Origin of the sequence: Sagittula stellata E-37 (assembly GCF_039724765.1) — a bacterium.
GTDB classification, from domain to species: Bacteria; Pseudomonadota; Alphaproteobacteria; order Rhodobacterales; family Rhodobacteraceae; genus Sagittula; species Sagittula stellata.
The window spans coordinates 2,310,395-2,325,823 of the sequence record NZ_CP155729.1 but is presented as its reverse complement, the minus strand read 5'-3'; the positions used below and the strand labels follow the sequence as shown (position 1 = coordinate 2,325,823).

Below are 15,429 nucleotides of genomic sequence, written 5' to 3'. Positions count from 1 at the left end.
GCCCTGTCCGGCAGTGCGGCGGCCTCCGAATTTGGCTTGATCCCTCCAGGGAGTTGAGATAGCCAATCCGTCGCGGCGGGTATGATGTAATGGTAGCCTGTCAGCTTCCCAAGCTGAACGCGCGGGTTCGATTCCCGCTACCCGCTCCAGTCGAAACCCCTCGCAAAACGTTGATTTAATTCGGAAATACCGCTTATTTCTGCGGCATGATGCGCGGCAAATTGCAGGCCCGCAGGGAATAATTCGGAAGAACAGGCGACGAACATCCCGAAGAGTCCCGAAGAAAGTCCCGAAGGATGTTCACGATTCGAGCGCGACGGAACCGGACCGCGTTACAGGTCCACATCAGTCCGCCGCTTGTCATCCTTATCAAGATCGGCCGACGGCATAAGCGCAGGTTACAGAATGGGCGGAGAGCCGGCTTTCGCTGCGACTATGTTGAATGGCTGCTGTGCGCAGAAAGCCGGCAGAAATAATCCTCAACTCCTCAACTGCATAAGGAGATAATATTAAAGCGGCCGCGCTACTGATTTAGTCAAGCCGCAAGCATATTTCGTCTGGCAAGAAAATATACGCAGCGACTCAAAAGAACATGCCCGATAGAAGTTCATATAAAGCGCTGCCACCTGCACCTTGAATGACGCTAATTCCATTGCTGGATGCGAAATCCATTACGCGAGCCGCCCTGCTTGAACTTGCTGGCCTTCCATTTGGTCGAAGAATCCTTTCCAGTTCAATCAGCCTGGCTTCATTGAGTCTGGAAACCTCCCCAATTAGCTTGCTATAATCTTCAAAGTCAACCCCGAGTCGAGAAAGCTTTCTTTTATCAACCGAAATGCTGAGGAGGATCTCCCCAATTCGAATCGTGTCTGGTATGCTGCCTCCATAATTTTGATTGTAGTCGATTAAATTATTCCTCTTTATCCCCTCCAATATGTGGTCGATTTCCACGTCCTCTAGGCTATGCTTGCACTCGACGCGAAATTTTCTTTTCTCTCTAGCCCTCTTCAAATAGTCAAAGCTATGGTAGTAGCCGGCGTCACTTTTACGGCATGCGAAGCAAGGGCAGGGTAGCATTTCTACAACCCGCGGATTGTTGAGGGAATTGTGAATTGCAGCCAGTTCGCGGCGAATAATTGCCAGAAGGTGCGACTTATTACCTTCCGAAATGGTGATAATAAGCTTCCGCTGCAGTGGCTCGCTTACGACACTTGCAATAGCCCCCTCCCTTTGCAGCACAACCCCCGTACGCCAAAAAAAATCACCCTTTATGATATCATTACACCTTACAATAAACCTTGAGATGATTCCGGCCGGCATGAAATCATAATGATACTCAAATCTAAGAGGGCTGTCCACTTCAGCTATGAACGGCTTCCGATGACTTAAAAGCTCAGGGATAATGAATCTACCAGTATCGCCCACCTCAAAGCAGAGCTCAAAGCGCTTCATCAGCTCAACAAGATAAAGGTGGTTGCGATCCCCGAACCCGCGCCAATGTCGCTTAAGGTCGTCAAATGAAAATTTTCCGAAATTCTCTTGAACCTCCCTTACGTCAACAAGGTGATAGACTGCACCAGTAGCCCACTCCGGATCTAGGAATACGATCTGCTCAAGGATTTTATTGTCGGAAAAATGAAGAAAAACCCCCAAATCATGGTAATATTGACCCAAGTATTCAGCCGACTTTTTGTCAATGCCCTCCCTGAGACATATTTCCAGGTATTGTTCTTTGTAAATAAATTTTTCGCCCAGAGCCTCCAGTTCGGCGCGCACCCTATTCCAGCTTTCCGGCAAGACATCGCCAATGTGATCAAGCTTTCCTACTTCGCCAAGAATCCTTCCTCTGAGATCAATGATGCCTTGCCCCGTTGCAGCACTCACATTCTCAAATGAACGAACATTAGGAAATTTTTTGACAATCGAGTCTTCATCAATTGTCGTCATACGTTCATCAATCTTATTTTGCACACAAATTATAGGAGATCGCTCACTAAGCAGAGAAACCACATTCATCCAGTAGTCGAAATTCAGGATATTGTCCTCTTTCCGCGCGTCCCAGATAAATAGATAAAGGGACCTCTTGGTAAGGAAAAATTGATGAGTGCTGTGATAAATCTCCTGACCGCCAAAATCCCAAACGTTCAAGGTTAGAGGTTTCTCACTCTCGCCCTTAATGGGCCAAGAAACTATTTCAATACCCTCCGTGGTCTCCGTGTCCTCATCAAAAACATCTCTAACCAGCCTCTGCATTAAGGCGGTTTTACCTACCGCCCCCTCCCCCACGATTATTAACTTCGCTTCTCTCAGCTCTATCGTATTGCCTCTCTCTCCAAATGCATGCAGGTAGTTTATTATTGCGCCAGGGCCTCTATTGAGTATCTCTATTGGAACGTTTTTTATTTCGAGATTGTTTACCACCAATCTCTTTAATGATGTCATTCTTACAAAGCTGTCCGGAATTTCGGCAAATAAATTTCCTGAAAGATTCAGCGTTTGCAGAGACTTAATGTCCACTACGCATTCAGGGAACTCACAAAGGTCCAGATTGTCAGCAATAAGGGTCTTCAAGCTGCGCAATGCGGCCAAAGAGGAGGGAAGGCCATTAAATTCGTTGCTGCCCAACCTCAGGTAACTTAGGTTCGTCAATGACCCGAGCTGATCTGGAATATAGTTGAGTTTGTTCATCCCAACGTCTAAGTTTTCCAGATGGTGGAGGTGGCAAATTTCATCCGGCAAGTGCAGCAGTGCATTGTTGGCCACTGATAGGGAGCGAAGATTAATCAGCCCCTCCACGAGCCTCGGAATTTCACTTATGCCATTATTATTTAGGTTCAATTCCCGTAAGTGTGTCAGGCCGAAAACTGCAGGGGGAATCTCCTTGAGATCAAGCCCGCTCAGTCTAAGAGATCCAGTCAAAACGTTTCGCTCAAGATCAATGAGCTCATCGACGGTTAAGTTTTCGGAGTTTTTCATTCTTACCCTTTACGTTCAAACCAGTCAACTCAACCCAAGCTGATTCCTTGACGTCAATATGGTCACCATTGGGGTCGCTCCTGTCAATTTCTGTTTCCCTTCCAAGCAATTCGTCGCTCAACTCTTGTTTGAGGTATCATGCCTTTTTGATGAATTGGTTGCGTGGGATCGATTAGCGACTATTTGGTGGGTGGGCGCACATCTTTTCGCCGGTAAGGGCTGACACCGGTCATCCGCTGCACCTGGCTTCAAGGTCGGCTTTGGGCCGGGAGCGTCGGCGGCGTTCTCATCTACACGAGGGGCGGGAAGCGGTCCTCCGCTGCACTTGGCGCGCATGACCGCTCTGCGCGGAGAGCGGAATTCATCAACGTTTCTTACCTCATGACAAATTCAAATCACCGCAAAATGAACTGAGTTGAAACGGTTCGGATTCGGGTTTTCGCAAAGAAGATATTGGCACGCGAAGACAGTCCGCACGCGCGTCTCCTCCCCTTGCCCAGAGATTCGCTGCGCGTGCATCTTTCGCTGCGCGGCTTGGCGTGAACGCGCCCGGAGCGGGGAGAACGCAACGCACACAACTCAGGGGTTAGTCACGCTGTTCACCTCAGGGTATACGTGAATTTTGCAAAGAAAATTCGTGAGTTTCCATTTAATGTTTCTCGAAACGCTTGCCTCGAAAGGATAGTCTGACGCATTTTCGCCTGAATATATCTTTCGATTTTTCGGCGCACCCCGGTTGTGTTTCCGCGCCTCCCCTAGAAGGGCTTCATTTTGACGACGATTACCCAGGCTCAGATCGACGAGCTCCGCAGCAGCGCATCCTCCGCACTCAACGCATTCAGCAGCGCCTATGCCACGCAGGCCCTGGCCGAGACGCTGCCTCTGATCGGCACCAGCCTTGGCGGATCCGCCAATGACGCGACGCAGGTGGTGGGCGACGTGCGCACGGCGCTGCTGGCGGCGCTCGATACGCTGTCCGGGGCGGCGGATTACACCGCCGCGCAGCTGGAGATCGCCGTCACCAACCAGCTGTCGTCGCTGGGACTGTCGGGCGTCGTGGTCTCGGCCAACGTCAACGGCGATACCGTCACGCTGACGCTGGGCGCGTCGGGCGAGGAAACCGCGTCGATGGCCATTGCCGGCGATCTGGCGATGCCGGGGATCGACATCTCTGTCTCCGGCACGACCGAGGTCGCCGCCGCAGCAGCGCTGGCCCTGACGCTGGGCGTCGACACCTCCGGTTTCTTCATCGAAACCGCGACCTCGGGCCTCGACCTGTCGTTGGGGACGACCTCGGTCAGCTACGGGGCGACCGCCTCGCTGGGCATCCTGAACTATAGCGTGGCGGACGCCGGGACCGACCTTTCGCTGGACTTCGACGTCAACCTGATCGACCCGAACAAAGACGGCAAGCTGCGCCTGTCCGAGCTGGGGCAGGACTTCCTAGACGTGTCGCTGACCGGCGACGCCGATATCGTCATGGACCTGACCGCCGATTTCGGCACGGGCGCCCTGCCCTCGGTCTCGGCCACCTTGGACGTGGACTGGCAGTTCATCTCGGCCGAGGTGAATCCGACCGACCAGAACATCACCTTTGGCGAGCTGCCGACGGTCGTCATGCGCGACGTGACGCTGGACCTTGGTACTTTCCTCGAAAACGTGATCCTGCCGATCTTCGACGCGATCGACCCGCTGATCGAGCCGGTCAAGAAGGCGCTCGACGTGCTGACGGCCGAGATCACCTTCCTCAAGTACTTCCCCGACTGGCAGACTTGGCTGGATTTCAACGACGACGGCACGGTCAACCTGCTGGACCTGGTCGAGCTGGCCGCGCCGAATATCGACCTGCAACCGCTGTATGAATTCATCGACCTGGCGCAGGACGTGGTGGACTGGGCCGCCTTCCTGTCGGAGGCCAACCTCGGCGAGGCCGGTCTGAATTTTGGCGACCACGAGCTGTCCACCGGGCAGGACATGCGCGCGCTGGCGTTCAAGCTGGCCGATGCCGGGTTCGACCTGCAAGGCACGGCAGACAACCTCGTCGAGGTGGTGGATTCCGTGTCCGGCAACGGCTGGGGCGTCGCGGGGGCGGACGGCACCACCCCGCAGGAGATGCTGCAAGAGATGGTCAACGGCGCGACCTTCTCGCTGCCGATCCTGCAAGACCCGACGCAGGCCCTGTCGCTGCTGCTGGGCGGCGACGCCGACCTGGTCGAGATCTACTTTCCCAAGGTCGGGTTCGGCATCAGCAACGACAGCATCATCAACCTGCCGATCTTTCCCTTCGTCACCGTCAACATCGGCGGCGAGATCGGAGCGGATTTCGACCTGGCCTTTGGCTACGGCACGCGCGGCCTGACGCAGCCGGGCGCGACGCTGCTGGATGCGCTGAACGGTCTCTACATCATCGACGGCACCGGGCCGGAAGCGTCGGTCCGCGCCTCCGTGGATCTTGGCGTGTCGCTCGACGCCTATTTCGCCAGCCTCTATGGCGGCGGGCATATCACCGGGACGATCAACCTCGATATCGCCGATGACATCCAGTCGGAACAGGGACGCCTGTACTACGACGAATTCCTGGTGGCGGTGACCTCGAACCCGTTCAGCGTCTTCGACGCCTCTGGGTCGATCACGGCGGGGTTCAAGGTGGCGGCGAAGATCCTCGGCGGCGACGTGGGCCGTCTGGAGACGCCGGAATTCACCTTGTCGAACTTCAACTTCTCTGGCCGGTCGGAACTGTCCTCGACCGCGGCGCCGCTGGGTTTGGCGGTGCTGTCGGGCAGCACCCTGACGCTGAACGTGGGCGCGCTAGCGGGCAACCGTCTGGTGGGCACGGCCACGGACGGCGCCGAGATCGTGCTGGTCACCGATGCCGGCGGCGGCATGATCTCTGTCACCGTGGACGGCTACACCGAACTCTTTGCAGCCCCGGCGCTGGTCGTGGCCGATGGCGGGGCCGAGGCCGACCAGATCATCTGGAGCGACACCCTGACGCTGGCGGCCTCTATCGCGGGCGGTGACGGCGACGACATGCTGGCGGGTGGCGCGGCGGCGGACACGCTGGACGGCGGCGACGGGGTCGATACGCTGTTCGGACGCGACGGCGATGACGTGCTGCTGGGCGGTCTGGGCGACGACCTGTTCTACGGCGGCGCGGGCGGCGACACCATCGACGGCGGCGGTGGCGAGGACATGGTGACCTATGTCCTGTCCGGGGCGGCGGTGAACGTCGACCTGACTGCGGGCACCGGCACGGGAGGCGAGGCCGAGGGCGACGACCTGACCTCCATCGAGGTGCTTCAAGGGTCGAACCATGACGACACGCTCTCGGGCAGCTCGGCGAACGAGATGTTCATCGGCCTCGTGGGCAACGACGAGGTGTTCGGCGCGGGCGGCGACGACGTTCTGCTGGGCTCGGAAGGCGACGATACGCTCGACGGCGGCGAAGGCGCCGACATCATGGTCGGCGCCACGGGCAACGACATCTACTATGTGGACGACACCGGCGACGTGGTGGACGAGGACCGCTATGGCGAGATCGGCACCGGCGGCGACGGCGGCGTGGACGAGGTCCGCGCGGCGATCAGCTGGTCCATCGCCGCGGGCACCCAAGCCAGCCAGATCGAGAACCTGACGCTGATCGGCGCTGCCATTTCCGGCACAGGCAACGACAAGGCCAACGTGCTAACTGCGAACCAGCTGGGGCTGGAAGGCGGCTCGCTGTTCGGCGGTGGCGGGAACGACACGCTGATCGGGTCCGAGGCCGGGGAATACATGGACGGTCAGGCCGGGGCGGACAGCATGACCGGCTTTGGCGGCGACGACCAGTATGTCGTGGACCATGTGGACGACGAGGTGATCGAGGTCGCAGGCGGCGGCAACGATGTGCTCCATTCAAAGCTGCAAAACTTTGCGCTGGACGCTTTTCAGGACATCGAGGTCCTGCTGGTCGATCTGTCGGTGACGGACGGCGACCTGACCGGCAACCAGCTGGACCAGACGCTGTTCGGCGCGCTGGGCGATGACACGCTCGAAGGCAAAGGCGGGGCCGATGCCTTTATCGGCGGTCAGGGCCGCGACCGGGTGACCTATCGCAGTTCGGCGGCCGCCGTGGCCATCGACCTGACGCTTGCCACGCAAGCGGGCGGCGAGTCCGAGGGCGACAGCTACAACAGCATCGAGGAAATCGAAGGTTCTGGTTTCGACGACACCCTGACGGGCGACGCGAACGACAACGAGTTCTTTGGCCTTGTGGGCAACGACACGCTGTTCGGCGCAGAGGGCAGCGACACGCTGTGGGGCGGCACCGGCGCGGACAGCCTCGACGGTGGCGCGGGCGTGGACACGCTGGTGGGTGGCGACGGCGACGACACCTATGTGGTCGATAACGCCTTGGAACAGGTGACGGAACTTGGCACCGGCACCGATCTGGTCGAGGCCTGGGTGGACTGGACGCTGGACACGCCCAGCCAGCAGCAGGTCGAGAACATGAGCCTGTTCGGCGATGCGCGCGTCGGCACGGGCAACGCGCTGGACAACGTGCTGACCGGGACAGACGGCAATGACCGCCTGAACGGTCTGGCGGGCGCGGACACCCTGAACGGCGGCAACGGCGACGACACCTATGTCGTCGACAACGCGCTGGACCTGGTGCAGGACAGCGACGGCCATGACCTGATCGAGCTCCTGTCGGCGGGCACCAACACGTTTGACATGGCGGCGCAGGCCCCCGGCGTCGAGGACCTGACCGTCACCGACAACGCCCGCGCCGTGACGATCACCGGCAATGCGCTGGACAACGTGATCACCGGCAACGGCTACGGCGACACCATCAGCGGCGGGCTTGGCAACGATACGATCATCGCGGGCGCGGGCGGGTCCGAGCACCTCAGCGGCGACGAGGGCGACGACGACCTGCGCATGACGCTGGCCTCGCGCGGGACGCATTACATCCACGGCGGCGACGGGGCCGCTGACATCATGCGCATGGACTGGTCCACCGCCACCAGCGCCATCACCTACAACGAGACGTCAACCTCCACCTATTACCGCGTCTACCAGAACAACGCCTATACCTACGCCTATTTCGACGGGATCGAGTCCTTTGACCTGCGCGGCGGCACGGGCGGGGATTCCCTGTACGGCGCGGCGCTGGACGACACGCTGCACGGCGGCGCGGGCCATGACCGGCTGTACGCCTATGCCGGGGCGGTGGATGCCTCGGGCGGCAGCGGGCATGACCTTGTCGTCAGCACGTTGCTGACCGCCGCAGGAGCGGACCTCGGCCTCGATTTCGAACTGCGCCTGATCGACACGCAGGCGGGCACCGTGACCACCAACGCAGGCACCGCCATCGAAAGCCACTGGGAAGGGATCGAGCAGATCCGCCTGACCACAGGCGCGGGCAATGACCTGCTGGATACGCGCGGAGTCGCGTCTTACAGCACCTATTTCAGCACCTCGAACCGGTTCGACGCGGGTGCAGGCGACGACACATATGCCACCGACTTCCTCGCGCTGGGCAGCGCGAATTTCATCGCGGGCGAAGGCTATGACACGCTGATCCTCGACTGGGGCGATGCCACGGGGGCGGTGGATTACAACGCCACCAACGGCTACTACCGGACCTACAAGAACGGCTACAACTGGATCTACCAGAGCTTCTCGGACATCGAGGAAATCGACATCACCACCGGCGCGGGGGCCGACCTCGTCTATGCCGTCGGCGGGCGCGACCGTTTTGTCACCCAAGGTGGCAACGACCAGATATTTGGCACCGACAAGGGCGACACGATCCTCGCGGGCGACGGCCACGACTGGGCCGACGTCGACCTGCGCTTTGACGCCACCGCGGGCGAGACCGACCCGGTCGAGGACATCACGCTGGTGCTGGCCGCTACCCAGTCCGACGCGGCGGTGTTTTTTGCGGGCACCGAGAACGAGACCCACGTGCAGGGGCTGGAGCAGATGACCCTGCGCACCGGCGCGGGCAACGACACCTTCGACACGCGCGGCGTATGGTCGTACAGCAGCTACTGGGGGCGCTCGAACCTGTTCGACGCGGGCGCGGGTGACGACACCTACGCCACCGACCGCCGCGCGCTGGGCAGCGCGAACTTTGTCGCGGGCGAAGGGTACGACAAGCTGATCCTCGACTGGTCCACCGCCACGGGAACCGTGGATTACAACAGCGCCAATTCCTACTACCGGACCTATTACGAAGGCTACAACTGGATCTACCAGAGCTTCTCAGACATCGAGGAAATCGACATCGAGACCGGCTCGGGCGCCGACAGTGTCGAAGCGGTCGGTGGGCGCGACCGGTTCGTGACGCAGGGCGGTCACGACCGCATCTTTGGTGCCGACAAGGGCGACACCATCCTCGCGGGCGACGGCCACGACTGGGTGAACCTCGATTTGTCCTTCGACGCCGCCGCCGGCGAGGTCGAGATCGTCGAGGATATCGTGGTCAACGTGCTGGCCCTACAGACCGAGACGGCGGTCTACTTCGAAGGCACCGCGTACGAGACCCACCTGCAAGGCATCGAGCAGATCAACCTGACCACCGGCGCGGGCAACGATACCTTTGACGCGCGGGGCGTGGCCTCCAGCAGGGCCTATTGGAACTACTCCAACCGCTTTGACGCGGGCGACGGCGACGACCGCTACCTGACCGACCACCGTGCGCGCGGGGCGGCGAACTTCCTCGCCGGGGCGGGCTATGACCGCCTGACCATCGACTGGAGCGGCACCGACCACAGCACGGAACTGCTGGGCAGCGGCGCCTACTACCGCACCTACATCAGCGGTTACGATTACATCTACCAGTACTTCTCGGACATCGAAGAGCTGGACATCACCACCGGCAACGGCGCGGATGACGTCTGGGCCGTGGGCGGGCGTGATCGGTTCGTGACCAATGGCGGCGACGACCGCATCCACGATGCGGACAAGGGCGACACCATCCTCGCGGGCGAGGGCCACGACTGGGTGCGCCTCGACCTGCGCTTTGATCCTGCGACCGAAACCGAGGTGGTCGAGGACATCATCGTCGACCTGTCCGACCTGCAAACCAACACGGCGACCTTCTTTGCCGGGACCGACTACGAGACCCAGCTGCAAGGGATCGAACAGGCGCACCTGTGGACCGGGTCGGGCAATGACGTCTACGACACGCGGGGCGTCTATTCGACCGTGTCGCGCTTCAACTACTCGCAATATTTCGACGCGGCCGACGGCGACGACCAGTACCTGACCGACCACCTGTCGCGCGGCAACGCGTTCTTTGCGGCGGGCGACGGCTACGACAAGCTGACCATCGACTGGAGCGGCACGGACCACGCGACCGAACTGTTCACCCCCTCGGGCGGCGCGCAATATTACCGCACCCACATCAGCGGCTACGATTACATCTACGTCCGCTTCACCGATATCGAGGAACTGGACATCAAGACCGGCAACGGCGGCGATGACGTCTGGGCCGTGGGCGGGCGCGATCGGTTCGAGACGCAGGGCGGCAACGACCGCATCCATGGCGCGGACAAGGGCGACACCATCCTCGCTGGCGACGGCCACGACTGGGTGAGCCTGGACCTGACCTTCGACGCGGCGGCGGGCGAGGTCGAGATCGTCGAGGACATCGTGGTCGACCTCTCGGCGCTGCAATCGACCACCGCGACCTTCTTTGCCGGGACAGAGTTCGAAACCCAGTTGCAGGGCATCGAGCAGGCGCATCTGTACACCGGGTCGGGCAATGACGTGTACGACGCGCAGGGCGTCTATTCGACCGTTTCGCTGTTCGGCTATTCCAACTACTTCGACGCGGGCGATGGCGACGACGCATACCTTGGCGACCACCTGTCGCGCGGGACCTCGTGGTTCGTGGCGGGCGACGGCTATGACAAGCTGACCCTGGACTGGAGCGCCACGGGCAGCAGTACGGAGTTCTTCAGCAACGCCACCAACACCTGGTATCGCACGCATATCAGCGGCTACAACTACATCTACCAGTACTTCTCGGATATCGAGGAGCTGGACCTCACCACTTCGGACGCGGGCGACGATGTCTGGGCCGTGGGCGGGCGCGACCGCTTTGTCACCAACGGCGGCAATGACCGCATCCACGGCGTCGACAAGGGCGACACGATCCTCGCGGGCGACGGCCACGACTGGGTGCAGCTGGACCTGACCTTCGACACGGCGGCGGGCGAGGTCGACCCCGTCGAGGATATCGTGGTCAATCTCGGCTTCCTTCAGGGCGCGACGGCCACCTTCTACGCCGGGACCGAGTTTGAGACCCAATTGCAGGGCATCGAGCAGGCGCATCTGTACACCGGCGCGGGCAACGACACCTACGACACGCGCGGCGTCTATTCGACGGTGGGGTACTTTGGCTATTCCCACTATTTCGACGCGGGCGACGGCGACGACCGTTACCTGTCGGACCACCTGTCGCGCGGGACTTCGTGGTTCGTGGCAGGCGACGGCTACGACCGTCTGACGCTGGACTGGAGCGGCTCGGGCAGCAGCACGACCCTGCACACCAGCGGGTCCAGCACCGGCTACCGCACGCATATCAGCGGTTACGATTACATCTACACCTACTTCTCGGATATCGAGGAACTGGACCTCACCACTTCGGACGCGGGCGATGACGTCTGGGCCGTCGGCGGGCGCGACCGCTTTGTCACCAACGGCGGCCACGACAAGATCCACAGCGTCGACAAGGGCGACACCATCCACGGCGGCGACGGGCGCGACTGGGTGCAGCTGGACCTCACCTTCGGGGCCGGGGAAACCGAGGTGGTCGAGGATATCCTCGTCGACCTCTCGGCCTTGCAGTCCACCACTTCGACCTATTTCGCGGGCACCGATTACGAAACCGAGCTGTCCGGCATCGAGCAGATCCACCTGTACACCGGGTCGGGCGACGACACGCTGGACGTGCGCGGCGTCTATTCGCACCAGACGACGCTGGGCTATGCCAACTACTTCTCGGCCGGGGACGGCGACGACGCCTACCTGACCGACCTGAACGCCATCGGCAACGCGACCTTCGCCGCCGGTGCGGGCTATGACCGGCTGACCATCGACTGGTCCGGGGCCTATTCGGCGGTCACCAACATGAGCGCGACCAGCTACCGGACGCACATCAGCGGCTACGACTACATCTACCAGTATTTCTCGGATGTCGAGGAACTGGACATCCGTTCGGGCGCGGGCAACGACAACCTCGTGGCTCTGGGTGGCCGCGACCGCTTCGAGACCGGCGCGGGCCATGACCGCGTCGAAGGCGCGGACAAGGGCGACACCGTGCTGCTGGGCACCGGGCAGGACTGGGCCTCGCTTGACCTGCGGTTCGACCCGGCGACCGAGACCGACCCGGTGGAGGACATCACCATCGTCCTCGCCGACCTTCAGGGCACCGAGGCCGTATTCTTTGCCGGAACTGCGGACGAGACCCGGCTGGAAGGCGCGGAACAGCTGTGGCTGTATACCGGAGCGGGCAACGACACCTTCGATGCGCGCGGCGTCTATTCGCACACCAACACGACGGGCAAGTACAACTACTTCCTCTCGGACGCGGGCGACGACAGCTTTGCCACCGACCTGAACTACGTCGGCTCCGCCTATTTCTACGCGGGCGAAGGCACCGATACGCTGACGATGGACTGGAGCGCCGCGACCAACGGGATCTCGCGGGGAACCACCTCGGGCGGCACCCCCTACTACCGCGTCGTCCATGCCAGCGACTACCGCTACATGTATTACACCGATGTGGAACGCTTTGACCTGACGGGCGGCAACAGCAGCGACGATCTCGTTGGCGCAGCTCTGAACGACACGCTGTCAGGCGGCGCGGGCCACGACACGCTGACCGCGGGCGACGGCGACGACCTCGCACTGGGCGGCGCGGGCAACGACCGAATCCAGCTGGGGCTGGGCAACGACACGGCGACCGGCGGCGCAGGCAACGACTCGATCTACGGCTCTACCGGAGGCGATCTGAACGTCGCCACCTATGCCGACGATGCCTCGGGCATCTACGTTTTTGACCTTGGCGGCGGCGTCTTCGAGGTGCGCACGGCGACCGAAGGCACCGACCGGCTGGAGAACATCCAGGTCCTGCGGATAGGAACCAATGGCACAGCCACCGACCACCTGATCGCCGACTTGGTCAACGCCGCGCCGGTTCTGGGGGACGACACAACCGTCCAGATCCAGCAGGACGGCGGCGGCGCGATCTTCACCGCCATGGCCACCGACCCGAACGGCCATGCGCCCAGCTACAGCCTCTCCGGTCCCGACGCCGCATTGTTCACCATCGACCCGGCCACCGGGGCGATCACTTATGCCGGGGACCTGTCGCAGCCTCTGCCCGCCAGCGCCGCCGGCACGCTGGAGTACAGCCTGCTGATCACCGCTACGGACGGATACCTGTCCGACACCCAGACGCTGACCGTGACAAGCGTTCCGAATACGGCGCCGGACGCAATGGACGACACGGCCACGACCTCTCAGGGCTATGCAATTAGTATCGACGTCCTGGCCAATGACACAGACCCAGAGAACGAAATACTGGTGTTCCGCACCATCGAGAATGCAGCGCATGGCAGCGTCGTGGAAGTCGGAGGGGCACTCGTCTACACCCCGGATGTCGGGTTCTACGGTTGGGACAGTTTCGTCTACGAAGTTGCGGACAGCGGCGGCAACACCGACGCCGCGACCGTCAATATAACTGTCAATCGGATGGAGCTCGTCACGGACATCGGTGACGACCATGGCTGGCAGAGCATCACGCGCATCTATTCGCCCGCCGGACACATACTATCGAGCGTGCTCGTGTTCGACGACGGGCGCATGGCAACCACCTTCTTCACCGGTGGAGTCCGGTCCTCGATGATCCAGACCGACCCGCTGAACGCCCAGACCTGGGTCGATCAGGCGAAGACCTACGACGCCGAGGGCAAGTTGGTCTCGCGCGTGGTGACCTATGATGACGGGCGTCTCAAGACGATGGATTACATCGGCGGTACCCGCTCGGCCTATGCCATGGACGATCTCGGCGACGCCTTTGACTGGACCCGGATGGAGCGCGACTACGACGAGACCGGCGCGCCGGTGGAATACCGCAAGGCCTTCGACGACGGGCGCATGGCAACCACCTTCTTCACCGATGGTGTCCGGTCCTCGATAATCCAGACCGACCCGCTGAACGCCCAGACCTGGGCCGATCAGGCAAAGACCTACGACGCCGAGGGCAAGTTGGTCTCGCGCGTGGTGACCTATGATGACGGGCGTCTCAAGACGACGGATTACATCGGCGGTACCCGCTCGGCCTATGCCATGGACGATCTCGGCGACGCCTTTGACTGGACCCGGATGGAGCGCGACTACGACGAGACCGGCGCGCCGGTGGAATACCGAAAGGCCTTCGACGACGGGCGCATGGCAACCACCTTCTTCACCGATGGCGTCCGGTCCTCGATGATCCAGACCGACCCGCTGAACGCCCAGACCTGGGCCGATCAGGTGAAGACCTACGACGCCGAGGGCAAGTTGGTCTCGCGCGTGGTGACCTATGATGACGGGCGTCTCGAGACGACGGATTACATCGGCGGTACCCGCTCGGCCTATGCCATGGACGATCTCGGCGACGCCTTTGACTGGACCCGGATGGAGCGCGACTACGACGAGACCGGCGCGCCGGTGGAATACCGAAAGGCCTTCGACGACGGGCGCATGGCAACCACCTTCTTCACCGATGGCGTCCGGTCCTCGATGATCCAGACCGACCCGCTGAACGCCCAGACCTGGGCCGATCAGGTGAAGACCTACGACGCCGAGGGCAAGTTGGTCTCGCGCGTGGTGACCTATGATGACGGGCGTCTCGAGACGACGGATTACATCGGCGGTACCCGCTCGGCCTATGCCATGGACGATCTCGGCGACGCCTTTGACTGGACCCGGATGGAGCGCGATTACGACGAGACCGGCGCGCCGGTGGAATACCGCAAGGCCTTCGACGACGGACGCATGGCAACCACCTTCTTCACCGATGGCATCCGGTCCTCGATGATCCAGACCGACCCGCTGAACGCCCAGACCTGGGTCGATCAGGCGAAGACCTACGACGCCGAGGGCAAGTTGGTCTCGCACGTGGTAACCTATGATGACGGTTCGGTTTCGTATTGGGCAGACATTGGAGATAGCATTTTGTGAACGATGTATTTGGGGGGCATACAAGACCCGCTGCGTTTCACGCAATGCAACCCGGAATTCGGAAAGCCCACTCCACTGCGGAAAGTGACGGGCGGCAAATTTTGCTTTGCAGAAAATGTAAAGATGGGCTGGGACCGGTCATACGCTGCACCTGGCTTCAAAGTCGGCTTTGGGCCGTGAGCGACGATGGCTGCGGCGCGCCAGGTGCTCGGCTCGCGGCGCCGCCGCAAG

2 protein-coding genes and 1 tRNA gene are annotated in these 15,429 nt (G+C 61.1%); 2 read left to right on the top strand and 1 reads right to left on the bottom strand.

Annotation, left to right across the window (positions count from 1 at the left end; genetic code table 11):
- Positions 1-75 precede the first annotated feature (75 nt).
- Positions 76-149, top strand: a tRNA-Gly gene (locus ABFK29_RS11070).
- Between the two features lie 433 nt (positions 150-582).
- Here the strand turns inward: ABFK29_RS11070 and ABFK29_RS11065 are convergent.
- Positions 583-2,976: a COR domain-containing protein gene (locus ABFK29_RS11065; protein WP_005857943.1), complete on the bottom strand. Its 2,394-nt coding sequence runs from the start codon at positions 2,974-2,976 to the stop codon at positions 583-585.
- A 771-nt stretch (positions 2,977-3,747) separates the two neighbouring features.
- Here ABFK29_RS11065 and ABFK29_RS11060 point away from each other — a divergent pair.
- A complete protein-coding gene (locus tag ABFK29_RS11060) occupies positions 3,748-15,198 on the top strand; it encodes an Ig-like domain-containing protein (RefSeq protein ID WP_005857941.1) in 11,451 nt (3,816 codons plus the stop codon).
- Positions 15,199-15,429 lie beyond the last annotated feature (231 nt).

Coding starts and splice junctions, on each gene's coding strand:
- ABFK29_RS11065 (WP_005857943.1), bottom strand. CDS start 2,976: ATGAAAAACTCCGAAAACTTAACCGTCGATGAGCTCATTGATCTTGAG.